Here is a 23,117-nt window from a genome sequence, read left to right on the forward strand (position 1 = left end):
GTTCGCCGGACTTTCTCCGGTGTAACGCGCCTTTACCGGCCCGGCTTTTTAAAACCTCCCGCCGGGCGGTTGCGGCCGGGACGGCGGGGTGCTTTTTCCCAGCAGCGGCGGGCCGGATCGGAGTTGATCGCGTTGCCCGAACGCCGTTTCTTCAGGACGCCGATCTGCTCGCGCCGTTCGGCGAGGCCGCGGTTCACCACGATTTCGCGGCCGTCGGGAGCTTTGCCGGTGTAGTACATCGCCGCGCCCATGGTCATCGGCAGCGGGATGTAATCCTGCACCTGCTGGAGGCTCCAATGGTGTTTTTCGAGGAAGTCGTCGACGGTTTTCATCTCCTTGCCGGAGCAGCCGGGGAAGTTCGAGATGAAAAGCGGGATCAGGTACTGCTCCTTGCCGCACTCCTTGCTGATCTTCTCGAAAAGCTCCATGAATTTGTAGAACTCCTCCGCCGAGCTTTTGCGCATCAATTTGAGCACTTCTGGATTCAGGTGTTCGGGAGCGACCTTCAGGTGTCCCGACACGTGCTTGGAAATCAGCTCGCGCAGCAGTTCGGGCTGGCGCAGCGCGAGGTCGAGGCGGATGCCGGAGTTGATGTAGACGTGTTTGACCTTCGGGTGGGCGCTCATCCGGCGCAGCAGCCGCACGATCTCCAGCCCGGTGCAGGTGTAGTTCGGGCACGGCGCCGGGTAGAGGCAGCTGGAGCGTTTGCACCGTCTGCACCGCTCCAGATCATACCTGCTCTGGTAGATGTTGCCCGCCGCGCCGCCGACGTCGCTGACCGTCCCCTTGAAGAACGGCTGGTCGGCGATCGCGTCGAGTTCGCGCATGATCGAATCCTCGCTGCGGCTCATCACGTGCCGCCCCTGATGGACGACCAGCCCGCAGAAGGCGCAGCCGCCGGGGCAGCCCCGCACCGCCTGGATCGAATCCTTGATCGTCTCAAACGCCGGAATCCGGCCCTTGTATTTCGGATGGGGCATCCGTGCGTAGGGCAGTTCGTGGACCTTGTCGAGTTCTTCGGGGGTCAGCACCTCCGGCGGCGGTTCGATCACGACGATCCGGTCGCCGTAACGCTGGAACAGGCCGCGCCCGCCGAGATAGTTCATCTCCGCTTCGATCATCCTGGTCGAAGTCATCAGCGCATCCTTGTCGGCCAGCGTCTCCTCGTAGCTCGGCAATTCCAGATATTGATCCTTCGGGTCGAACGCTTCAGCGGCTTTTTTGCCGAGCAGCCGCGCGGTTCCGCGGATGCCGTCGAGCGGCAGCCCCTCCGCCCAGCGGCGGTAGACTTCGGGAGTGGGACGTTCGCCCATGCCGTAGACGAGCACGTCGGCCTTGGAGTCGATCAGCACCGACGGGCGGATCTTATCCTGCCAGTAGTCGTAATGGGCGACCCGGCGGAAGCTCGCTTCCAGTCCGCCGAGCTGCACGTTGATGCCCGGAAACGCCTGCCGCACCAGCTGTGCGTAGACGGTCAGGGCGTGGGGCGGGCGTTTGCCGATTTCGCCGTTTTCGCTGAAACAGTCGTCTTTGCGGAGGCGGCGGCCGACGGTGTAGATGTTGACCATCGAATCCATATTGCCGCTGGTCACGCCGCAGCCGATCCGGGGACGGCCCATGATTTTCAGGGCTTCCGGGTCCTTCCAGTCCGGCTGGGCGATCAGCCCGACCCGGTAGCCGAGCGATTCGAGCAGACGCCCGATGATCGCGACGCCGAAAGAGGGGTGGTCCACGTAGCAGTCGCCGGTGATCAGCAGGATATCCAGTTCATCGTAACCCGCCTGTTCCATCTCTTTGCGGCTGGTCGGCAGGAACAGCGGGCGCTTGGAGGGCGTCACGGCTCAATTGACCTTCATGATGCCCGCGTCCGGGATGCGGCCGGGGGCGGTGAACGGCCTGGAGCCGAGGTTGTTCAGGAAAATCGTCTGTTCGGCGCGTTCCGCCGGCGGGAAATTGCATTTCAGGATCAGCTTTTCCTGCGGGGTCAGGCCGACGAGACTGCCGTTCAGCAAAAAGAGCAGAGAGTATTTTTCACCCTTTTTCACCTCGCGGATTTCGCGGCGGCCGGAGTCGAAATCGCCGTTGCCGGCTTTGATCGCGATGCAGGGCGAGGTCACGCCGAAAGCGTCGATCGAATAGTCGTAATTGCTGAGCGTCCGCCCCGGGGCGAGCCGGACGACCAGCACCGCGTAGATCGGCTTTTCAAAGGTTTCCGGGTAGGCGAACTTGTCGAAATTGTTGATTTTGGGACGGACGGTCGAGAGCTCCGCCGCCAGCAGCTCGCCGCTGCGGAACGGAACGGTTTCGGCGGAAACGCTCAGCAGCACGGCGGCGGAAAACAGTGCGGCGAGGAAAAACTTTTTCATGATTCGGACAATCCTGTAGTATTTGGTCAATCTGACAATGTTCCGGGTGTTCTTGAAAAGAAATATAAATCCCGAACCCGTGAAATTCAAGCCCTTTTGCCGGATCGGAGTTTGATTTTCGGGGAAAAGCGGAGTATTTTATCTACTCCGCCCGCCTGGACGGAAACAACCCGCACAACGCCCGAATTTTTTGGAGAATGAAATATGGCCGTACCGGATCTGACTGTAAAACGCCTCGGGGAAGCGACGATTGATTCGCCGCTGTCCGGGGTGAAGTTTATTCCCGAGAACTCTTCCGTGATCTACGGAAAAGACGCCGACGAAGTGATCAGAGAGTACAACGAAAACGGCAGGCTCAGCGCTTTCGAACAGGCCGGGCCGCGCGAAAAGATCTATCATGATCCGGCGTGGACCCACGCGGCAATCCTGACCGCCGGCGGGCTCTGCCCCGGACTCAACGACGTGATCAAGGGGCTGACCCGCACGCTGATGGTCCGGTACAACGTGCCGATCGTGTTCGGCATCCGGTACGGCTATCAGGGGCTGATCCCGTCGTTCGGCTACGAGCCGATGCTGCTGACCCCGGATTCGGTGGACGGCATCCATGAGATCGGCGGCACCGTGCTCGGCAGCTCCCGCGGCCGCCAGGACGAGGTCACGATGGTTGAAACGCTCAAGCGCATGAACATCAAAATCCTGTTCTGCATCGGCGGCGACGGCACGCTGCGCTGCGCGCACGACATCGCGATGGAAGTCGAACGGCGCGGCCTCAACATCAGCGTGGTCTGCATCCCCAAGACCATCGACAACGACATCAACTTCATCGACAAAACCTTCGGCTTCGAAACCGCGGTCTACGCGACCAATTCGGTGATTTCCTCCGCCCACAACGAGGCGAAGGGCACGCCGCACGGCGTCGGCCTGATCCATGTGATGGGGCGCGATTCCGGCTTCATCGCCGCCTATGCGACGCTGGCCAACACCCATGTGAACTACTGTCTGGTGCCCGAGGATGCGTTCAGCCTGTACGAGGGCGAACACGCGCTGCTGCCGAGCCTGGAACGCCGGCTGCGCGAACGCAAGCACGCGGTGATCATCGTCTCCGAAGGCGCGGGCCAGCACCTGTTCGAGGAGGAGTCCAGTCGCCGCGACAAGTCCGGCAATGTGCTGCACCATAATATCGGCGAATTTCTGCATGAGAAGATTGTCGCATGGGGCAAGGAGATCAATCTCGACCTCAGCGTCAAATATTTCGATCCGTCGTACCTGATCCGCAGCCTGCCGGCGCACGGCACCGACGCGGTGTTCTGCGAAATGCTTGCGCAGCACGCGGTGCACGCGGCGATGGCGGGCCGCACCGACGTGGTGATCGGCCACTGGAACGACCGCTTCACGCATGTGCCGATTCCGGTCGCGACCAGTTCCCGCAAGAAGATCGACATCAACTCCAGCCTGTGGGACAGCGTGAAATCGGTCACCTGGAAGTGCTACCGCTGAGTGCGCGGTGCGCCACGGAAAGAGGCGGCGGAGGTTTTTCCGCCGCTTTTTTATTGATCGAACTTGAAAACGGCCCGGCCCGGTTTATATTCTCTAGCTTTAAGAGCATGTTTTCGGTGTGCCCGGAGACGGACCGGTTCGGTGAACCGGAGCAATCCGCAGGTCGTCAGTGGCCGCTTCGGCATCGGGAACGCTTAAGTCAAGGAATGTATCACAATGGCAGAAGTAATTCTGGAACACGTCTGGAAGATCTATGACGGCAAAGTGGCCGCCGTCAAAGATGTGAATCTCGAAATCAGGGACCGCGAGTTCATGGTGCTGGTCGGCCCCTCCGGGTGCGGCAAATCCACCACGCTGCGCATGATCGCCGGGCTGGAGGAGATTTCAAAGGGCGAAGTGAAGATCGGCGACCGCGTCGTGAACAATGTGGCGCCGAAAGACCGCGATATCGCGATGGTGTTTCAGAACTACGCGCTGTATCCGCACATGTCGGTGTACGACAATATGGCGTTCGGGCTGAAGCTGCGCAATTTCTCCAAGGAGGATATCGATTACCGCGTGAAGGAGGCGGCCAAGATTCTCGGGCTTGAGGAGTACCTTGAGCGCCGTCCGAAACAGCTCTCCGGCGGCCAGCGCCAGCGCGTCGCCGTCGGCCGCGCGATTGTACGCAAGCCGAAGGCGTTTCTTTTCGACGAACCGCTGTCGAACCTCGACGCCAAGATGCGCGTGCAGATGCGCACCGAAATCTCCAAGCTCCACCAGCATCTTGAGAGCACGATGATCTACGTGACCCACGACCAGACCGAAGCGATGACCATGGGGGACCGGATCTGCGTGATGAAGGACGGCGTGGTGCAGCAGGTCGCGGCTCCGATCGACCTGTACGATCACCCGTGCAACAAATTCGTGGCGGGCTTCATCGGCACGCCGCCGATGAACTTCTTCGACGGCATGATCGTGCACAAGGACGGCAAGCTGATGTTCGTCGAGCCGGGCTTCCAGTTCGAGGTGCCGGCTGAGTGGAAAGAGAAGATCGCTCCCTATGCGGATAAGAAAATGACGTTCGGCGTCCGGCCGGAGGATATCGGCACCAAGCAGGCCGAGGAGGCTCCCGGCATGCCGCGCGTGACCGCCCGGGTGGAGGTGATCGAGCCGATGGGTTCGGAGACGTTCGTGTACCTGAACACCGGCGAGAACACCTTCATCGCCCGCGTCGATCCCCACCGGCAGGTCAAGGTCGGCGAGCAGGTCAGCTTTGCGGTGCTGCTGCCGAACGCCCATCTGTTCGACGGCGAGACGGAGCTGACGGTCATCTGATCGATGGAACCCGGTGCGGCGGTCCGTCGGGGCCGCCGCTTTTTGGTGCATGGTCCTGAAAACCTCATCCGGATGTATGGTGTGTGAGAATATGAACCGGCGGAGTTACAACAGAAACGGGTATTCGTTCGGCGCGGCGGAGTGCCGCGCGCGCTACCGATATTGTTTATGTTTTCCGGTCGTGCCGGACAGGTTGTTCTTTCTCCACCTCGGATGGCTCAGACGGATACGATGCTGATCGTATCCGTCTTTCCTGTTTTGGTTTGTTTTTTCGTGGATTGAATTGAGTTCAGGTTTAATAGTTTCAGGTTTTTATATGAGAGAGCTGCTCCATCGCGAATATCGCAATCGTCGGGCATTTCAGAATTATCTCGGTTTTTATGCCGGGTACAAGCTGCGCTTCCTGATGGTCTGGCTGATGTATGTGGTCAAGGCCGCACCGGCTTATGTGCTGCCGATCCTGACCGCGGAAGTCGTCAATATGATCACGGAAAGCGGATTGCCGCCGGAGGTGTTCTACCAACGGCTTTACTGGATCCTCGGTATCGGTTTTGTGGTGATTGTGCAGAACATCCCGACCCACATGTATTACGTGTGGCTGATGAGCGTGCCGTGCCGCACCGTCGAACGCAATCTGCGGTCGGCGCTCTGCACCCGGCTTCAGCATCTCTCGATTCCGTACCACACCTCGTCGAAGATGGGGTCGCTGCAGAACAAGGTCACGCGAGATGTGGAGAGCATCGAAAACATGACCCGCATGCTGCTCGACACCGTGCCGCACATCATCTGCACGCTGGCGGTGGCGGTGACGGTGACCGCGATCAAGGCGCCGCTGTTCATTGTGTTCTACGTGGCGGCGGTGCCGCTGGCGGTGGTGCTTTACGTCGCGATCCGCAAGCGCATGGCGCAGACCAACCGGGAGTTCCGCAAAAGCATCGAGGATATGTCCGGGCGGGTCACTGAAATGCTCCGGCTGATTCCGATCACCCGCGCCCACCACGTCGAAGACGTGGAGATCAGCCGGGTGGACCGGCGGCTGGAAGAGATCCGCAAGGCGGGGCTTCAGGTCGATTACGTGAACTCGATCTTCGGTTCGGTGAACTGGGTGATCCTGATGCTGTTCAACCTCTTCACGCTGGTGCTGATCGCGTTCCTGTACAAAAAGGGCATCCTGAAGATCGGCGTCGGCGACATCGGGCTGCTGGCGAACTATTTCGGCACCATCACCGGCACGGTGCTCGCGGCGATGAACTGCCTGCCCGCGATCACCAAGGGCATGGAGTCGGTCAAGTCGATCGGCGAAGTGCTGGAGTGCCCCGATATCGAGCTGAACGAAGACAAGCCGGAGGTGACCACGGTGACCGGTGATTTTGTATTCGACCACGTCAGCTTCCAGTATCCGGGCTGCGAGGCGCATGCGCTGGAGGATATCTGCCTGCATGTGCCCGCCGGCGAAACCATCGCGCTGGTGGGGCCGTCGGGGGCGGGGAAATCCACGATCGCCCATCTGGTGATCGGCTTCGTCCGGCCGACGGCGGGCAGGCTGCTGCTGGACGGACGCGATATGAACGAGCTGGATCTGCGCAGCTACCGCACCTTTATCTCGGTGGTCACGCAGGAGACGCTGCTCTTCGACGGCACGATCCGCGACAATATCTGTTACGGAGCCAACCCGACGGAGTTCGAGCTGATGGACGCGGTGCGCAACGCCGACCTGATGACGCTGATCGATTCGCTGCCGGAGGGGCTGAACACGCAGGTGCGCGAAAACGGCGCGCGTCTCTCCGGCGGTCAGAAGCAGCGCATCGCGATCGCCCGCGCGCTGCTGCGCGATCCGCGCGTATTGATTCTCGACGAAGCGACCAGTGCGCTGGACGTGGATTCCGAATCGCAGATCAAGGGGGCGCTCGACCGGCTGGTGAAGGGGCGTACCACCTTCATCGTCGCGCACCGCCTCTCCACCATTCGTGACGCCGACCGGATCGTGGTGATGAAGGACGGCAGGATCGCCGAGATCGGCACCCATCGGGAGCTGATGGCGCAGAGCGGCGTTTATGCCGAAATGGAACACAAATTCAGCGCCGCCCAGTAAGGGGGGATCACAGGAGTCTGGCCCGGCCGAACAGCTCCGGTGATTTATCGTTTTCGATGCCGCGGCTGAATTCCATCAGCCGCAGGCGTTTGCCGCCGTCGTTGTCGTTGACCAGAAGCGACAGCCGGAACCGGGTGCCGGAGTGGGCCGGAATACCGGTTTCCGCGAGCGGAACCGCGAACCGGTAGCGGGTGACGCCGCTGTCGCGGACCACTTCCGCCTGAATCGGCCAGCTTCCTTTCTGTGCGGCGTCGGGGGCGCGATGCCGCCAGACGGCGGCCCGGTCGCGGGTGGAGCCGGAGACGGTCAGTTCGGTAACCTGTTTGCCGTCCTCCGGGGAGAGGGCGACCTGAATGGAGTCGTTCTTCCAGATCCGGTCTCCGTCGAAGGGCGTACAGTGTTCCTGATCGCGTACTTCGATGTCAAAGAGCAGGTTCTTCATGTCGTGGTTGATCCGGATGGTTGCCGACAGGTCGTCCGGGCCGCTCCAGCGAGGTGTGACCGGATCGAAGGCAAGTTCGGTCAACTGCGCGGCGGAGTCGAGCCGCAGCGGATGAGGCGGCGTTCCGGCGGGCGGCACCGGCAGTGCGACGGCGATTTCCAGTTCGGCGGGTTGTTCGGTTTCTCCGAGCCGGAGCCGTGCCGGAATTTTCGCAACCGTACCCGGAAGCGCATCCGCCGGAATGATCAGGGGCAGTTCCAGATCGGCGGAAGCGCCCGGCTCCAGGCGGCGTGCGAGCTTTCGACCGTTGACGGCCAATTCCAAACAGGCGGTTTCCGGCAACGGATTGGTGAGGGTGAAGCGGCAGCGACAGCTTCCGCCGGGGATTCCCGACCGGCGGCCGCGCGGCGTCAGCGGCTGGATTCCCGGTGATACGGCTCCGGGCGGAGCCGAGAGGTAGAAGGGCAGGGCGGAGCTGGTGAGCATCGCGATGCCGTTCCGGGGGCGGATGGTTTCGGAGGAACCGAAAATATCGGTCCGTACCACGTCGGCTCCGGAACGCAGCGCGAACAGGAAGTTCCCGGAATCCTGTCGGGGCCAGCAGACGAAGACTTCCCGCTCCTTGCCGGTGAAACGGAGCGTTTCAAGCCTCGGATCAAGCTCCGCCGCCGGAGCCGGTGCGAGGCCGGCGAGCCGGCGGATCAGTTCGTTGTAGGCGAGAAAGGAGGGCTTGGGCTGGTTGTCCACGGTGACGAGGCCGAAGGAGTCGTCGGCGTTCACGTATTTATCCCAGTAATCCTGCAGCATAAACCAGATGTAGAACTCCGAGCCGCGGCTTTTCGCGTAGGCGATCTTCTTGACCAGCACTGCCGCCTGTATGAAGAAAAGCTCAGGGGCGCTCTGGTAGGAGCGGCTGCCCGCTTCGGTGTTGGCGACCGGCTTGCCGGGGGCGAGTTTTTCGATTTCGGCCTGATACCGCTTGTAGGTTTCGATGTCGTCGTGGCAGTGGAAGGCGGCGACGTCGTAGAAGTCGGCGCATTCGCGGTAGACGCGCCGGGTGAAGCCCGGCTTGCCGTAGGGGTGGGTCACGACCATGCCGCCGGTGGTCACCTTGAGCTGAGGCGCGTATTGTTTCAGGATCGGATAGACCAGCTTCAGGCTGGCGATGTATTCGTCGGCGGTGCCGCCGAAGCCGCCGAGATCCGGTTCGTTGAGCCATTCGAAGTATCTGATCTGCGGATGGACGGCGATGAACTTCGCGACGTCGGCGATATGCTCGGCCAGCATCTCCGGCAGGTCGGACATCCGGTTGCGGTGCCAGTTCGGGTCGTTCTTCTTTTTCGCGTCGGAGATGGTCCACGGCGGCACGTCGGCGGCATAGTCGAGCAGCAGCTCCAGTCCCGCGTCGAAGTGGGGCCGCCAGAGTTTCGCAAACGCTTCCAGCCCCGTTTGCGCGCCGCGTTCGTACTGGGCGGCGCCGCCCATGAAGATGCCGCGCAGCAGGTCGACGCCGAGCAGCTTCATCCATTCGACGTGAAGCCCGGCCTCATACGGAGCGGTGTGGAATTCCTGGTCCTCGATGCCGAAATACATCGGGCCGTGATTGAGCCGCCGTCCGTTGGGGCGGAACACGCCGAGCCATCCCTGAAAGGTGTTCCGCACACTGCCGTTGTCGGCGGCAAGCTCGATCCGGTAGGGGGCGATCCGGGAGAAGCCGTCGAGATCGAACCGGATCATTTGCACACTCGCCGCGCCGATTTCGGCGGAAGCCCGCTGCCGGCGCAGCAGCTCGCCTTCCGGTGAAAAGACGCGCAGCTCGAAACGGCACTCCACCGACCGTGCGAGCGCGTTCCGGACCCGGAAGCCGAGCCGGACCCGTTCGCCCGGCGCATGGGCGAGCTGCCGGTATTCGGAGCGGATTTCAAGCTGCTTGCGCGGATTGGAGACATCCGCGAGATAGGCGATATCGTCGAGCCGGATCACGCCGTTTCCCGGTTCCCGGAGCCGGAATTGCAGGCTGCGCATCGCGACCGGGAAAGCCAGCCGGTCGAACTCCGGGACGGTGGTGCGGTCGAACGGCAGCGTGTAGTTTTTCCAGCCGGAGCCGCTGACGGCGAGCTCAGCCGTGCGGAACCGCTTTCCCGCCTTGTCCTCGAATTCAAACGAAAGCGCGCCGTCGCGGCCCGCCGGATCGGCGGCGAAGGTGATTGCGGCGGGACGGCTCCAGGTCTGGTAAACCGCGTTTTTGATGAAGGCCGCCACGCCGTTCTTTTCGCGGAACGCGAACCGCAGTTCGCCGCAGAAGCCGTCGTCGCGTTCGGGAGCCGGCACCGAACCGAAGCTGAAATGGACCGGCCGGGTCGCGGCGGGAGCGTGGCCCCGGCGGGGGCCGCCGAGCCAGCTGGAGATGTCGGAGAAATCGTCCAGCATCAGCCGCCCCTGTTTCTCCGGGGCGGCGGAAAAGCAGTCGTCGCGCCGCAGCGGCGCGGTGTCCACCCGGTCGCGGTAGGAGGGGTGTTCCGCCGGGCCGAGAACTTTCGCCGGTTTCCAGTGGGAAAAATCGCCTCCGGGCAGGTTCCAGCCGGAGGGATTCCGCGATTGCCAGAGTTCTTCGCCCGGCACGCGCAGCGATTCGCGGTCGAAGGCCAGAAACGACGGCCCGGAGTCGACCGTGACGGTCCTGCCCGATTTCAATACGATTTCCCCTTTGCAGATGAAGCCCGCACCGTGTTCGCCCGGCCATGCGGTGACGGCGAATACGTTTTCCCCTTTGGTGAAAGCCTTGCCGAGGTCGTAGCGCTGCACTTTCAGCACGGCCAGATTAAGCCACGGCGTATCGGTTCCCCGGAACGGCAGTTTGCCGTTGATGTAGAGCAGGGCGCGCCCGTCGCAGGCGATGTGAAACACGGCGGAACGGACCTCTTCATCAAGTGTGACGGTCTTGCGGAAAGCGGCGGAGCGGCTCCGGTCCGGCAGCCAGATCCAGCTCGGAGCGGCCGGAAGCGCGGAAACGGCGAACAGCAGAAGCGAAAACGAAAAAAGTTTCATCATGGATTGAGTTTCCCGAAAATATTGTTGGTGTTCGCCCGCAGGTCGGCATAGCGCACGGTGGCGGCGTGCCCGTCGAAAAAACCGATGCCGGCGGTTCCGTTGTGGCGGGGGGAGGGGCTGTAATAGCTTTCGGCGCTGACGTAAATCCAGATGGCCGGACGTTCCTCGCCGGGGGAGAGGTATTCCCGGGCGTCGGCCAGCAGCAGCGTGGCGGAGGGGCGCCGCACGCCGCCGCGTTTCACATGCAGGTCGAAAAAAATCTTTTCATACGAATCGCGCTGACCGGCGCTCCAACTGATCGGCACGCCGTAATCCCCCGAATTGGTCTGCACTTCGGCGGGGCAGCGGAAGATCGTCGGCCGGGCGCGGGAGGTCTTGGCGTAGCTGCGGTCAACCCATTGCGGTTCCGGTGCGTACTTGCCGTCGGTGAGGCGGTTGATCCAGTACCTGCCCGTGCCGTCGCCGTCGCGGAACAGCGGGAAGTAGTCGCCGTTGTCGTCGGCATAAAAGTTCAGCGCCGAAACGATCTGCCGGATGTTGCCGATGCAGTTGATGGTCCGGGCGCGGTCCCGGGCGCGGTTCAGCGCGGGCAGCAGCATGGAGGCGAGAATGGCGATGATCACTATTACGACGAGCAACTCGATCAGAGTGAAATATGGTTCTTTCCGGAATCGGTTGCGGTTCGGGATGAAATGAGGTTTCATTCTTCTTCTCCTTCAGTTCTGTGTGGTAAATTCAGGATGGATGCGCGTTTGACCAGAATCGGGGGAACCAGTTTGCGGATATGCCCGTCGCGGCCCGCGAGCAACTCGTCGGTGACGGCGGCGAGGTGGATGCCGATGGCTTCCGCCGGGTATTTCACCGTGGTCAGCGCCGGAAGCATGAACTGCGTGTAGAACTGGTCGTCGAACCCCGCGATGCTGACGTCGGCCGGAACCCGTTTCCCGGCGGCGAACACGGCGGCGCAGAGTTCGGCGGCGATCGCGTCGCAGCCGCCGATCAGCGCGGAATGTCCCGCTTTCACCATCGGTTCGACCAATTTGCGCCGGAATCTGGCGTCGCTGAATTTCAACGCGGAAATCCGGGTCAGGTGCAGCGCCGCTCCGGCCGCGTCGAACACTTCCGCGCAGCCGTCGAGCCGCTGCCGGAAATCGCTGCCGGGGTCGCGGTCGTCAAAGGTGACCCCGCCGATGGAGCGGTGGCCGCATTCGAGCAGGTGCTCGGCGATCAGGCGTCCGGCCAGCCGGTTGTCCGGCGCGATGTAGTCGCAGTCGCCGGCCGTCGCGTTGAGCAGGACCAGGCGTCCGATCCGCTGCGCCAGTCTGCGGCGGACCGCGGCTTCCGGTACGGCGAACAGGATCGCCATGTCGGCGCGCAGGCTGCGGAAATCCTCCGAGGCGAGCTGGTCGATGAAAACGACGGAAATGCGCACCTTTTCCGAGCAGTATTTGCAGAACACCGTGAAAATCGCCTGCACGACCGGGTTTGAAATCTGGTCGGGAGGCAGGATCAGCGCCGCCGAAAGTTCGGCCTGTGCCGCCGGGGCGGCTCTCAGGATCGCCGGGGCGTCGGCGGTGACGACCGCGCCGGAACGGGGCCGCCGCCGGATCGCTCCCGCCGCTTCAAGCTCCTCAAGCGTCAACCTTACGGTGTTGCGGCTGATGCGGTATTTTTCGCTGAGGTCACGTTCGCTCGGCAGCTTCGAGCCGGCCGGATAGAAGCCGGAGAGGATTTCATACGCCAGCGTCTTGTGCAGGCTTCCCGTTTTGTCGAAAACCGGATTCATGACGAATTGTTCCTTTGTTTTATCTGGTACTATAATTATACCAGATTGAAAGCGAAATGTCAAGCCCGGATCGATATTTTCAGCGAAAATTACTTGAGAGAGGAGAAGAAAGGGCCGAAGGAGGTTCTACTCTTCGGCGGTCTCCCACATGCAGTTCCAGATGGTTTTGAGCAGCGTGAAGAGTTCGCGGCTCTCGATGCTCATCGAATAGTTCTCCTTGAGCGCGGACATCACCGCGACGGTGTCGTCGAACAGATAAAGCGAAGCCACGTCCTCAAAGATATTGCGGGGCAGGTAGCGGACCTGCCGCAGGTTCTGTTCTCCGGGGCGCATGTAGTCCCAGTCCACCTCGCGGGAGCGGACCCGGATCGCGTAGGAGCGGATGCCGCGCCGCACCCGCTCTTTGACGTACTCCTCATGGTCGCGCGGCGTGCAGAACTGGAACATCTCCTGCACAGAACCGAAGTAAAAATACTCCCCGGACTTCACATTCAGCAGCTGCCGGTTGATCGCGCGGTAGGCCTCCTCGCCCTGATAGAAGCGCACTCTGGGACGGTGCGCCTGCTGGTCGTACAGCGCCTTGAGATCGGGGAGCACCGCGTCGAGCGCCTGACGGCGGCGGTTCTCCTCCTCGAGCAGGTTTTCGGGGTCTTCGGCGGTGAAGAGCTTGCGTCCGCCGGAGAAGCTCTCCGCGACCAGCCGCCGTTCCTTGAGCACGTCGAGCACGTCGTAGACGGTCGGGTGCTTGTAGCGGGTCGCCTTGGCGATTTCGATCGCGGAGGCGGTGCCGAGCTGCAGCAGCGCGATGTAGACGTTGGCCTGCCTGCCGTTCAGCCCGAGTCGGGTCAGTTGTTCCAGGCAACTCATCGTCAGCTGATCGAGAGCTTGTAGACGTCGCGGGTGAAATCCGCCGCCAGCGCGCGCGCCAGCTCCCGGCCGAGCTTCTCGGAACGGCTCCGCTCGCCGCCGAGGTAGACGACGATGAAGTCGAGCATGTCCGGCACCGCCAGATAGAGCGGCAGCGGTTCCGGCGTTTTCAGGCTGGCTTCGATCGCGGCGCGGGCCTTTTCCAGCATGGCGCTCATCCGGTAGAGCAGCGGCCCGATCTCCAGCTCGGTGACCGGGGCGGTCAAAGCGAATTTCTCTGCGAACCGGTTCATGATGAAGAAGAAGCGGATGCAGGGAAATAGCGTGGAAATCCCGTTGACCCGGATCACTCCGGCATCGACCAGTTCGCGCACCTCCGGCGGCAGCAGCGCGGTGATCTCCGACTGGCTGACCGTGTGGGCGGCGGCGGCTTCCATGACCTCCGCGGGCGGCTGTTCGGATTCGGCGAGCCGCTCGTAGTACCGGGCCAGTTCCAGCAGCAGATGCGGGCTGGCGCTTCTGATGTTCAGCTGCCGGGTTGCATTGCAGACCTGATCGACCACCCGCTGGAAGCGTTCCGGCGGGCAGGCGAGGAATTTGTGCAGCAGATCGGTGACCGGGCCGGGCTCGGCGTCGATGGTGACCGTGGTTTCGCCGCCGTTGCGCCGGAAGAGCGCCGCGACGTCGGGGAAGCCGGTTTCCTCAAGCATCCGCACCACGGCGGCGCCCAGCTCGCCGCGGCCGAACACGGAATCCGGGCGCGGGCTGTTGAGCAGCGTGTATTCGACCGCCAGCGCGATATCCTCCGCCATATAGCTGGATTCGCGCAGGCCCGCCGCCAGAAAACAGTTGATCAGTCTGGTCTGCAGTCCGACCGGATCGAATACGGTCCGGCTGCCGTCGAACTCCTGAATCAGAATTGCCCGTTCCGCCAATTTTACCATAAGGTTCCCCGCGTGATCATACATTATTATTATAATTTAGCGCCGGAACCGCCGATATCAAACCCGGCGCGGAAAAAAATCGGGCGCAGCCGTGGAAAAACAGCCGGAGAGCGGCTATATTCCGTACTCCGGCGCCGTGACGCGTTCCCGCCGCCGATTTTTTCGGAAATTTCACGGGGAAGCCGCTGGCATTTTCTGAAAAGTGTGATATTTTAATAAAATCTTGTGGAATCCTGAACGCGGTACCCGATCATCACTGCCGGATGGAGGAACGGGAATTTTCACGGTTCGTCCGTATGGGGTGATGTGCGAAACACTTCGTATCCGGGCGGCAGCGTAGGAAAACAATCATTTATTACGGGCATTTACAAGTTATGAAAACTTATCTGGCAAAAACCGGCGAAATCCAGCGGGAATACCTGCTGTTCGATGCGTCGGAAGCTCCGGTTGGCCGTCTCGCCGTCCGCATCGCGAATGCGCTGCGCGGCAAGGATAAGCCGACTTATACTCCGCACGTCGATACCGGCGCGTTCGTCATCGTCATCAATGCTGAGAAGTCCGTCTTCACCGGCCGCAAGGGCGAGGAGAAGGTCTACGTGGACTACACCGGGTACCGCAGCGGCCGCAAGGAACGCACCGCCAAGGAACTGCGTTCCAGCAACCCCGAACGTTTCATCAAGGACGCGGTCTGGGGCATGATGCCGCACGGCCGTCTCGGCCGCGCTCAGTTCAGCAAGCTCAAGGTTTACGCCGGCGCGGAACATCCGCACACCGCGCAGCAGCCGACTAAAGTTACTGTGGAGTAATGGATCGCTATGGTTAAGAAGACTGATGAAATTTGGGCCACTGGTCGGCGTAAGTGCGCGGTGGCGCGTGTCCGGATCAAAGCCGGCACCGGCAAAGTCGTCGTGAACGACAAGGAAATGAACGAATACTTCAACAGTGAAGCGCTTTGCGGCTATGTCGCGCAGGTCCTGAAGGCCAGCGATTCCGAAGGCAAAGTCGATATCGTCGCCAGCATCGTCGGCGGCGGCATGGCCGGTCAGGCCGGTGCGCTCCGTCACGGTGTCGCCCGCGCGCTGGTGAAGATGGATGAAACGCTCCGTCCCGCCCTGAAGGCGGCCGGCATGATGACCCGCGACGCCCGCGTCAAGGAACGCAAAAAGCCCGGTCAGCCGGGAGCGCGCCGCCGGTTCCAGTTCTCGAAGCGCTGACGCTTCGCCGAACTGCGGCAATATCGAAAAAGAGCAGTCGTTGCGGCTGCTCTTTTTTTGTGTTTTTTGCGGAGCAGGCAGTGGTATTTTCTGCGTGAAGACAGTATAATAGGGTGAATGGAAAGGAGGCGGCAGATGTTGGCCCGGATCATGAGATTGGCGGAGCGGTTCTGCGGGGCGATCCTGCGGGGATTCCGGCGCAACTGGATTGCGTGGAGCGCACTGATTGCGGTATCGGCTGTTGCGGCGGTTCCGGTGGTGCTGCACCGATGTCACGCAAATGCGCGGCTTCTTGAAGTTGAAAATTCTCCCTGCGGGGCCTACCGGGTTGAAATCTATGCGCTTCCTTTGCAGGCCGGGACACCGTCCGGCGGCGAATCCTCCAGACTGGTTGTGCTGCGCAACCGGCATGGCGAAATGCTCGCCTCGGGTTGCGGTGCCGTGCAGGGGCTCCGGTGGCGGGAGGACCGGCTGGAAGTTGAGGGCGTGGCGACATGGCGGTTGCCGCCGGTTTCGCTCTCGATTCAGGACGGGATGAAGGAGGCCGACCGCTGGGACTGGTCCAACAAGAGCGCGGGGTTCATCTGGCTGCAATTCTGGAATCTGTTGAGCGGATTGCTGAAACCGGCGGCTCTGATCGTGATCTGGGGAAGCGGCTGCTTCCGGCGCAGGTTTCTGTGGACGCTGTTCGCATTGGCGGAGTTTTCTTCGGCGTGCGGCGTGATGACGGAGCAGAATCTCTATCATTATGAAGATTGGGGCTACCGCCTTCCGTTCGGGGCGCTGGCGGTTCTGGCCGCATGGGGCTGGCGGAAATGGCGCTCCGTCGCGGGGGAATGCGTTTGTCCCGGCGGAGCGCGGCCGGATCAGCTTTGAAAGAGGGCGCGGGCGGTGAAACTCAGCGCGCCTTCGTCATTCCGTCCCTGCACGAACAGCCGGTTCCCGTCGACCGCCCCGGCGATATGCAGCGAGGCCGGGGCGCGGACGGCGGAGAGGAAAGCCAGCTCGACGATTTGGAAGTGGGGCTCCTCACCGGTTTTCCACATCACGTAATCCTGCACCAGCCCTGCGTATTCGGCGTTGTTCAGATGGCCGTTGACATCCTCCATCGAGAAGCGGACCGGCACCGCAAACTCCTCGGCAAGCGCATCGTCCCCCGGCAGTTTTTCGTCCAGCCGGAAATGGACCGGCAGATCCGAGTTGTCGGGGAGAGGGCAGGGGAGCTGATCCGGGCGCAGCGGTCGCAATTTGGCCGCCGACAGCAGCAGCCACGCGCTGGAGGCGCGGGCGATCACTTCGCCGCTTTTGTCGAAAACCTGAAATTCCCGGGTGAAGAACAACCGGTTCACGCCGCTCGGATAGGTTTCGACGGTCAGTTCTTCTCCGATCTGCGGCGAACGGCGGATTTCCAGCTTCAGGCGCGAGAGCACCCAGAGCTGGCCGCGTTCGGTCAGGGCGTTCAGCCCGACGCCGAGCCGGGCGGCATGGTTGGCCGCGGCCTCCTGCAGGAAGTCGAACCAGCTCAACAGTTTCAACCGGCCGTTGCGGTCCGCTTCGCGGTGCCGTACCCGGATATTTTCCCGATAAATGCGATATTCCATTGATTCCTCCTCTTCCGGGACTCCGATTCCCTTTGTTGTAATATAGCCGGTTTTCGGCGGCTGTAAAGCGCGGAGCCTGCGGAAAGGGCGGATTACGGGAGTTTTTCGCCGGCAAGCGTCGCCGCCAGCGGGCGGAGTTCATGTTCCCCGGCCGCTGGAGCGGAGAGGACGAATTCATCGGAAAAAGCGAAGGCGGTTTCCCCGGCGAACCGCACGGAGCGGTTCCGGCGGATATCGGTGATTTCGGCGGTGAATTTCTGCTTGTCCCCGGCGACTTCCGGCCACTGGGCGGCGGCGGGAATGCCGTGCTCCCAGATCAGATGGATGCGGCGGGTTTCAGGAGCCAGCGCCAGCAGCAGCCGACCGGCGGCGGAGGTGTACAGATCGTCCAGAAACGGTGGGAAGCCGCCGGTTGTTTCCGTGCCGTTCCCGTCGAACGCCAGCAGGACGGTGCGTCCGGAATTCAGCTGCATCGAAATCTGCACCGGCAGTTGATGGCCGAGGGCGTACTCCCGCAGCGGAGCGACCCACTTTTTCTGTTCCTCATTCCGGTATCGCCCGCCGCAGAGAAGATAACCCGCCGACGGGCCGAGGGTGTAGCCGCCTCGCTTGGAACTCTGTTCGGCGAATCCGGTCAGAACCAGATCCTCAAGCAGCTTCCGGGCGGTGGACGGGTTGATGCCGACCGCTTCCGACAGCGAGGAAGGCGTTGCGGGAGCGCCCCGGCGGCGCGCCAGTTCGAGCAGCAGCCTCAATCCTTCCTGAAACACTTTCATGAGCCGGATTCCTCAGTATTGGCGGCGGTACAGCGGCAGGTAAACGGTTGCCGCCATTTCGCCGAATTGGAAGAAACTGCGGAGCGCCTTGCTCATGGCGCGCGGTTCCGGTTCGTAGCAGGTGTAGTGCAGTTGGTGTTCGCCCTGCCACGCGGCAGGCGGGGTGAAGCTGAAAATCTTCGGTCGGCCGAGCTTTCGGAAGAACTCCTCTCCCAGTTTCGACAGCGGATTGATATATCCGGCGAAGTCCACCACCGCTTTGGGTTTCAGCCGTTCGAGTTCGTGGCGCAGAACCAGTCCGGTCCACTGCGGGAAAGGGGCCTCCGGCAGAGTCAGCAGCCGGTCGGCGTCCGGTTTGCCGCACTGCTGCTTCCAGGCGTCGAGCCGGTAGCTGTACGGCGGCATGGCCGGATCGCCGGAGATGATCAGCGTCCGGTGCCGTTCCTCCTCCGAAAGCTGCGACAGAATATCGCCGATGCTGCCCGCGTCATCGTACAAGATCGCCGGTGAGTGCAGTCCGGGAGGACGGCGGTGAAACAGCAGTTGCCGCACGCCCTGCTGCTCCATGCGGGCGATGAAGGCGATTTCGCACGATCCGGCATAGAACCAGACCAATGTGTCAAGGCCGTTTTCCAGAATGACCCGGGCGGGATCGGTCGCGGCGTACTCCTGCCATTGCGCGTAGGTCAGGATCACCAGCTTGCACTCCCCGGCGCTGATGCTGCCGATCACCTCGGAAAGCAGGTCGCGGATATTCCAGACCAGTTCGGCTTCGGAATCCCACGGGGAGAGGACGATGCCGATCCGCCGCGGTTTTCCGGTGCGGCCCAGCGGCAGTTCGGCGGGATGCTTCACCACGTAGGTGCCGCAGCCCCCGCGCGTTTCAACGATCCCCTCCCGGAGCAGCGACATCACCGCCATCCGGGCCGTCACCTGGCTCACGTTGGCGCAGCGGGCGATCTCCCGGTTGGAGGGCAGCCGCCCGCCTACCGGGACCGGCGTGTCGGCGATGTAAAAGCGCAACTTGTCCGCCAGAGATTTGGCGAGTTCGCCGTGCGGAACCGCAGTATTGATTTCCAGATTCATAACCATGCCGTCAACTCCGAAACAGGATGTGTTTTTTACAGTATACGTCATCTTCTCCGGGAAGTCAAGGACGCCGTGATGAAAAGCGCCGTAAATCAGATTAAACCGCTTTAAGCCGCGTTGCCCGGATCAAGTCCGACTCTGCGATGGTCTTTATTGCTGATTTATGTATTCCGGCAAAAGTGAATTAAAGTGGCTTAATTCGATTTAATCTGATTTTTCTGGAAGATCGCTTGACTTTGGGAAGTGAATCCGTCATAATAAAATAAATAAAACGCCGGTTTGTCGATTGAAATCAATAAGCATTCATGGGAGAGAATTAATTCAACGGGAAAAAGACGAGGTAGAAAGATAGTTTAATTGTTATTGATAGTCTGCTTGATTGCAGTGAGGAAAATGACTTTAATTTATGAGGAATAAAGGAAAGATTACAAAATGAAAACAAGAAAATTTACTTTAATTGAGTTGCTCGTCGTGATCGCGATTATTGCGATTCTGGCCGGTATGCTGCTTCCGGCGCTGAACAAGGCGCGCCAGAAAGCGCGCGGAACCACTTGCATCAGCAATCTCAAACAGATGATGCTTTATACGCAGCAGTATCTCGACAGTTACAACGGCATGATCACTTGCGAGGGGGACTGGGAACAATGGGCGGGAGCTCTGTTCAAAGCCGGTTTGGTCGGACGCGGCGACTGGAAGGCGCTCAATTGCCCCGATGTCAACTTCTCTGCGGGAAACCTTGCTGGAGGAGTGGAAGACTGGAAGATCAATATGTTCGCCTATCCCGCTAATTATTTGGGCGCGGTCAAGATCAATGGAACATATTATGGCGAGTCGTCGGCCAGCCCCTACCGGATTATTCGCGATGCAAGCCATTCCGCGATTAATTTCAAGCCGATAAAGCAGCCGTCGAACTTCCTGTTTCTTGCCGACGGGCGAAATGATCAGGGAGAGCCTTGGGCGAGACTTTATCTGAAGACTGTCTGCGGCTGGGCAAGCGCTCCGTGGCGCGGACATAGCAGTACGGGGTTCTCCGCCGCCTGGGGAGACGGTCATGCATCGATGGCGAACGAGGGGAAATTGGAAGAGACCACCTGCCCGAAAGAAGATATCGCCTGGGCTGCCGAATGAGATTGGACGAGAAGAAAGTTTGGGTGATGATGAAGAAATTGACTACCGGTCTGCTGGTGTTGCTGGCCGTGGCAGTTGCGGCTGCCGACCGGCTGCCTGTCAGCCCCGCCGTCGATGACCTCGGCAACCTGACCGTCGGAAAACTCACTCTGCATTGGACCTGGTATGCCTCCGACTGGCGCAGTGAAACTCTTCAGGCGGACAATTTCAAAGTGGACGCCGGATTCCCGCAGCGCAGTCCCGAGCGGTTCAAGACTTCCGGCAAATGGAAGAACTTCCATTCCGCGATTTCGGCGGTTGCGGCCGAAAACGGCCGAATCGCCTATTCCGCCCGTTTCACGGCGGTCCCGCCGGTGGATACCGCGGTTCTTGCATTGACCATGATCATGCCGAGCAGCGAAGCGGGTGATGTTTGGGCTGATGGTCAAAAGATTGTATTGCCGCAAGAGTTCGAGAAAATTTCCATTTTCAGCCAAAAGGTGTGTTCGCTCCGGTTCGGCAGTGGCGACAGGACTGTTGTTATTGAAGGCGACTTCCTGCTGCAGATTCAGGACAACCGGAAATGGGGCAGCCGGTATTACGAGTTCAGACTTGGGACGACTCCGGTTTCCGGAAAAATCGGCGAGGCTTCCATCGACTTGAGCATTCAGGTCGAATCGCCGCGTATCGTGCCGATTGATCTCAAAGAGGCGTTCAATATGGGGTTCAGGGATGAGACGCCCAACGATGGGGAGGGCGGTTGGACTGATCAGGGACCGGCCGCCGATCTGCGTATGATGAAGTTCGGAAAACTCTCTGTTTTCGGCATCGATTTCGATATCGTCGATCCGGAACGGAACGGCGGGCGTTCCTGTCTCGTGCTTTCATCCGGGCAGAAAAAATTCCCGGCGGAGAAAAGCGTTGCGCCCGACGGGGCTGGCAAGGGGTTCCGGTATCTGTATTTGCTGCACGCTTCAGCTTGGACGCCGGCGCAGATGCCGATCGGCACGATCATTGCGGAGTATGCTGATGGCGGAACGAAAGAAATTCCGGTGCGTGCCGGCCGCGATGTCGGTAACTGGTGGCCGCCCTATAGTCTTGAAAATGGCGCCGTCGCCTGGACCGGGGAAAAAGAGGAGTCTTTCGTCGGGCTTTACCTGTCGCAGTTTTCGGTCGGTGCCACTCCGTCCAGGCTGACTTTCAAAGCAGCGGACGGTTCCAACGCCGTCTGGATGATTGTCGGTGCCGCACTCGGCGATCGCATGCTGAATCTCCGGCAGGTCGAGACTCCGTCGTACCTTGCCGAGGGCAAGGATTGGCTGCCGTTGGAATTCAACGGCAATACCGTGGCGGGTTCGGCGCTCGATTTTTCGGTTTACCTCGACGCTCCGGCCGGCAAATACGGTCCGGTCATTGTCACCGAAGATGGCCACTTCGCCTTCCGTGATGCGCCGGAAAAACGAATCCGGTTCTTCGGTACTAATCTGGTCGGCTCGTCGAATTGCCTCGACAAGGCGCTTGCCGATGATTTCGTGGCGAAGCTGACCCGGCTCGGATACAACTCGCTCCGTTTTCACCACTTTGAAAACGAACTGCTTGATTTCCGCCCGGAGCTGACTTTCAACCCGAAAGCGCTTGATGAGTTCGACTATCTGTTCGCAGAACTCAAAAAACATGGCATCTACCTTTGCCTTGACCTTTACGCGAGTCGTATCGTCGATATAAACAAAGATGTGAAGGAGTTCAAAGGGTACTCTCTGCATGGTTTCGCGATGAAGACCCTGATTCCGATCAGCGAATCGGCGATGGATAACTGGAAGGAGTTCGCCCGGCGGCTGCTGACTCACCGGAATCCGTATACCGGCCTGACCTACGCGGAGGACCCGGCGCTCTATTCGCTGAATCTCGTAAATGAAAATCCGCTTATCCTCGGCTGGAACAGTAATTCTGCGCTTGTTCCGCTTTTCGAGAAAAAATATGTCGAGTATTTGAAGACGAAAGGACTCGACACGCCGGAGAACCGCGCCTCCCGCGGCGGTCTCTTTATCGAATTTCTGAACGACCTCCAGATCAGGAGTATTGAGGAGCAGAAACGCTTCCTGAAGGAGGAGCTGAAGCTGACTGCGCTGATCACCGACCTCAACATGCTCAGCAAGTTCACGATGAATGAAGTGCGCGAGCATCTGGATTTCGTGGACAATCACCAGTATTGGGATGGGCCGTCTTTTCCGGTGCAAGACTGGCAGCTGCCGTATGGTTTCAACAATAATTCGTGCATTGCAAATCGCGCGGAGCTCCCGCGGGATATGATGCCGGCAAGGATTTTCGGCAAGCCGTACACAGTTACTGAATTCAATTTCAGCAACCCGAATCCGTATCGGGTTGAAGCGGCTCCGCTGATTGGAGGCTACGCCGGACTGCAGGATTGGGACGGACTCTACCGGTTCGCCTGGTCGCACAGTCGGGATTACATGAAAACGGTTGATGTACCGCGCGGCTTCGATCACGTCAACGATCCGCAGGCGCAGCTGGCGGAACGCATCAGCAATCTGCTTTTCATGCGCGGTTTTATTCGTCCCGCCGGGCCGGCTTTCGCCTTTACCTGCACTCCGGAACAGATTCGCGCGCTGGCAGGAACTCCGGGAAGCGCCGGCGATTATCCGGCAGAGTTCACCGAACTCGGCCTCTACGGCCGGATCGGCACGCTCGGCGCCGCCGCTTCGTTCCCCGGCGTGTGGAAGGTCGATGCGCTTAATGCCGGTTGGGAGGAAAGGCTTCCTGTCGCCGCCCGCGCCGCTCTCGACAAGCTCGGGAAAAACGGAGTCATCACGAGTGCAGGCGGGCAGATCACGCTCGATTCGAAGGCGAAAACTGTGAAGATCGTCGCTCCGCAGTGCGAAGTGATGACCTTCTCCGGCGATATGTCCGGCAAAGTGATGAAACTTTCCGGAGCCGACCGTTACCAGAC

Annotated in this window: 18 protein-coding genes; 8 read left to right on the forward strand and 10 right to left on the reverse strand. The window is 60.7% G+C overall.

Annotated features, from left to right (window positions below; genetic code table 11):
* Positions 1-32: 32 nt before the first annotated feature.
* A complete protein-coding gene (locus C8D82_RS17305; protein WP_116885547.1) occupies positions 33-1,838 on the reverse strand; it encodes a YgiQ family radical SAM protein in 1,806 nt (601 codons plus the stop codon).
* 3 nt (positions 1,839-1,841) lie between these two features.
* The gene (locus tag C8D82_RS17310) at positions 1,842-2,366 is read right to left on the reverse strand and encodes a hypothetical protein (RefSeq protein ID WP_133245270.1); all 525 of its coding nucleotides are present in this window, start codon (positions 2,364-2,366) and stop codon (positions 1,842-1,844) included.
* A 204-nt stretch (positions 2,367-2,570) separates the two neighbouring features.
* Here C8D82_RS17310 and C8D82_RS17315 point away from each other — a divergent pair, with 204 nt between their 5' ends.
* The 3 genes from C8D82_RS17315 to C8D82_RS17325 all read left to right on the forward strand — a co-directional run bounded on the left by C8D82_RS17315 (position 2,571) and on the right by C8D82_RS17325 (position 7,272).
* Positions 2,571-3,863, forward strand: a complete 1,293-nt coding sequence (locus C8D82_RS17315; protein WP_116885549.1) for an ATP-dependent 6-phosphofructokinase — start codon at positions 2,571-2,573, stop codon at positions 3,861-3,863.
* A gap of 216 nt (positions 3,864-4,079) precedes the next feature.
* The gene (locus C8D82_RS17320; protein WP_116885550.1) at positions 4,080-5,180 is read left to right on the forward strand and encodes an ABC transporter ATP-binding protein; all 1,101 of its coding nucleotides are present in this window, start codon (positions 4,080-4,082) and stop codon (positions 5,178-5,180) included.
* 316 nt (positions 5,181-5,496) lie between these two features.
* Positions 5,497-7,272 carry an ABC transporter ATP-binding protein gene (locus tag C8D82_RS17325; RefSeq protein ID WP_116885551.1) on the forward strand — a complete coding sequence of 592 codons (1,776 nt, stop codon included), beginning with the start codon at positions 5,497-5,499 and terminating at the stop codon, positions 7,270-7,272.
* A gap of 7 nt (positions 7,273-7,279) precedes the next feature.
* On the opposite strand, the gene C8D82_RS17330 is transcribed toward C8D82_RS17325, so the two are convergent.
* The 5 genes from C8D82_RS17330 to C8D82_RS17350 form a co-directional block, all read right to left on the reverse strand.
* Positions 7,280-10,765: a hypothetical protein gene (locus C8D82_RS17330; RefSeq protein WP_116885552.1), complete on the reverse strand. Its 3,486-nt coding sequence runs from the start codon at positions 10,763-10,765 to the stop codon at positions 7,280-7,282.
* Positions 10,762-11,469, reverse strand: a complete 708-nt coding sequence (locus tag C8D82_RS17335; RefSeq protein ID WP_116885563.1) for a type II secretion system protein — start codon at positions 11,467-11,469, stop codon at positions 10,762-10,764. Before C8D82_RS17335 ends, C8D82_RS17330 begins: the two co-directional genes overlap by 4 nt.
* The gene (locus C8D82_RS17340) at positions 11,466-12,551 is read right to left on the reverse strand and encodes a GntR family transcriptional regulator (protein WP_116885553.1); all 1,086 of its coding nucleotides are present in this window, start codon (positions 12,549-12,551) and stop codon (positions 11,466-11,468) included. Before C8D82_RS17340 ends, C8D82_RS17335 begins: the two co-directional genes overlap by 4 nt.
* Before the next feature lie 126 nt (positions 12,552-12,677).
* A complete protein-coding gene (locus C8D82_RS17345; protein WP_116885554.1) occupies positions 12,678-13,418 on the reverse strand; it encodes a TrmB family transcriptional regulator in 741 nt (246 codons plus the stop codon).
* A gap of 2 nt (positions 13,419-13,420) precedes the next feature.
* Positions 13,421-14,362, reverse strand: coding sequence for a hypothetical protein (locus C8D82_RS17350; protein WP_116885555.1), 942 nt, complete (start codon positions 14,360-14,362; stop codon positions 13,421-13,423).
* A 374-nt stretch (positions 14,363-14,736) separates the two neighbouring features.
* On the opposite strand from C8D82_RS17350, the gene rplM reads away from it, so the two are divergent.
* From rplM to C8D82_RS17365, 3 genes are all read left to right on the forward strand, one after another.
* A complete protein-coding gene (gene rplM, locus C8D82_RS17355) occupies positions 14,737-15,168 on the forward strand; it encodes a 50S ribosomal protein L13 (RefSeq protein WP_116885556.1) in 432 nt (143 codons plus the stop codon).
* A 9-nt stretch (positions 15,169-15,177) separates the two neighbouring features.
* Positions 15,178-15,576 (forward strand): 30S ribosomal protein S9, encoded by a 399-nt coding sequence (gene rpsI / locus C8D82_RS17360; RefSeq protein WP_116885557.1) that lies wholly within the window; start codon positions 15,178-15,180, stop codon positions 15,574-15,576.
* A gap of 135 nt (positions 15,577-15,711) precedes the next feature.
* Positions 15,712-16,452: a hypothetical protein gene (locus C8D82_RS17365; RefSeq protein WP_116885558.1), complete on the forward strand. Its 741-nt coding sequence runs from the start codon at positions 15,712-15,714 to the stop codon at positions 16,450-16,452.
* Here the strand turns inward: C8D82_RS17365 and C8D82_RS17370 are convergent.
* From C8D82_RS17370 to C8D82_RS17380, 3 genes are all read right to left on the reverse strand, one after another.
* Positions 16,443-17,177 carry an acyl-[acyl-carrier-protein] thioesterase gene (locus tag C8D82_RS17370; RefSeq protein WP_116885559.1) on the reverse strand — a complete coding sequence of 245 codons (735 nt, stop codon included), beginning with the start codon at positions 17,175-17,177 and terminating at the stop codon, positions 16,443-16,445. The genes C8D82_RS17365 and C8D82_RS17370 overlap by 10 nt on opposite strands.
* 92 nt (positions 17,178-17,269) lie before the next feature.
* Positions 17,270-17,953, reverse strand: a complete 684-nt coding sequence (locus C8D82_RS17375; RefSeq protein ID WP_116885560.1) for a helix-turn-helix domain-containing protein — start codon at positions 17,951-17,953, stop codon at positions 17,270-17,272.
* Positions 17,954-17,965: 12 nt separating this feature from the next.
* Positions 17,966-19,045, reverse strand: a complete 1,080-nt coding sequence (locus C8D82_RS17380; protein WP_165833162.1) for a GntR family transcriptional regulator — start codon at positions 19,043-19,045, stop codon at positions 17,966-17,968.
* Positions 19,046-19,474: 429 nt separating this feature from the next.
* Here C8D82_RS17380 and C8D82_RS21700 point away from each other — a divergent pair, with 429 nt between their 5' ends.
* A complete protein-coding gene (locus C8D82_RS21700) occupies positions 19,475-20,170 on the forward strand; it encodes a type II secretion system protein (RefSeq protein ID WP_207776171.1) in 696 nt (231 codons plus the stop codon).
* A 26-nt stretch (positions 20,171-20,196) separates the two neighbouring features.
* Positions 20,197-23,117, forward strand: a 2,921-nt coding sequence (locus C8D82_RS17390; protein WP_133245271.1) for a hypothetical protein, incomplete at its 3' end; no start/stop codon positions are given.

Source organism: Victivallis vadensis (assembly GCF_003096415.1).
Classification (GTDB): Bacteria; Verrucomicrobiota; Lentisphaeria; order Victivallales; family Victivallaceae; genus Victivallis; species Victivallis vadensis.

Excerpts from the sequence above, each read along its gene's own strand:
- C8D82_RS17325 (WP_116885551.1), top strand. The coding sequence starts at position 5,497 with ATGAGAGAGCTGCTCCATCGCGAATATCGCAATCGTCGGGCATTTCAG.
- C8D82_RS17365 (WP_116885558.1), top strand. The coding sequence starts at position 15,712 with ATGTTGGCCCGGATCATGAGATTGGCGGAGCGGTTCTGCGGGGCGATC.
- C8D82_RS17350 (WP_116885555.1), bottom strand. The coding sequence starts at position 14,362 with ATGGTAAAATTGGCGGAACGGGCAATTCTGATTCAGGAGTTCGACGGC.
- C8D82_RS17340 (WP_116885553.1), bottom strand. The coding sequence starts at position 12,551 with ATGAATCCGGTTTTCGACAAAACGGGAAGCCTGCACAAGACGCTGGCG.
- C8D82_RS17310 (WP_133245270.1), bottom strand. The coding sequence starts at position 2,366 with ATGAAAAAGTTTTTCCTCGCCGCACTGTTTTCCGCCGCCGTGCTGCTG.
- C8D82_RS17315 (WP_116885549.1), top strand. The coding sequence starts at position 2,571 with ATGGCCGTACCGGATCTGACTGTAAAACGCCTCGGGGAAGCGACGATT.
- C8D82_RS17370 (WP_116885559.1), bottom strand. The coding sequence starts at position 17,177 with ATGGAATATCGCATTTATCGGGAAAATATCCGGGTACGGCACCGCGAA.
- C8D82_RS17320 (WP_116885550.1), top strand. The coding sequence starts at position 4,080 with ATGGCAGAAGTAATTCTGGAACACGTCTGGAAGATCTATGACGGCAAA.
- C8D82_RS17375 (WP_116885560.1), bottom strand. The coding sequence starts at position 17,953 with ATGAAAGTGTTTCAGGAAGGATTGAGGCTGCTGCTCGAACTGGCGCGC.
- rpsI (WP_116885557.1), top strand. The coding sequence starts at position 15,178 with ATGGTTAAGAAGACTGATGAAATTTGGGCCACTGGTCGGCGTAAGTGC.
- C8D82_RS17380 (WP_165833162.1), bottom strand. The coding sequence starts at position 19,045 with ATGGTTATGAATCTGGAAATCAATACTGCGGTTCCGCACGGCGAACTC.
- C8D82_RS17345 (WP_116885554.1), bottom strand. The coding sequence starts at position 13,418 with ATGAGTTGCCTGGAACAACTGACCCGACTCGGGCTGAACGGCAGGCAG.
- C8D82_RS17335 (WP_116885563.1), bottom strand. The coding sequence starts at position 11,469 with ATGAAACCTCATTTCATCCCGAACCGCAACCGATTCCGGAAAGAACCA.
- rplM (WP_116885556.1), top strand. The coding sequence starts at position 14,737 with ATGAAAACTTATCTGGCAAAAACCGGCGAAATCCAGCGGGAATACCTG.
- C8D82_RS21700 (WP_207776171.1), top strand. The coding sequence starts at position 19,475 with ATGAAAACAAGAAAATTTACTTTAATTGAGTTGCTCGTCGTGATCGCG.
- C8D82_RS17330 (WP_116885552.1), bottom strand. The coding sequence starts at position 10,765 with ATGATGAAACTTTTTTCGTTTTCGCTTCTGCTGTTCGCCGTTTCCGCG.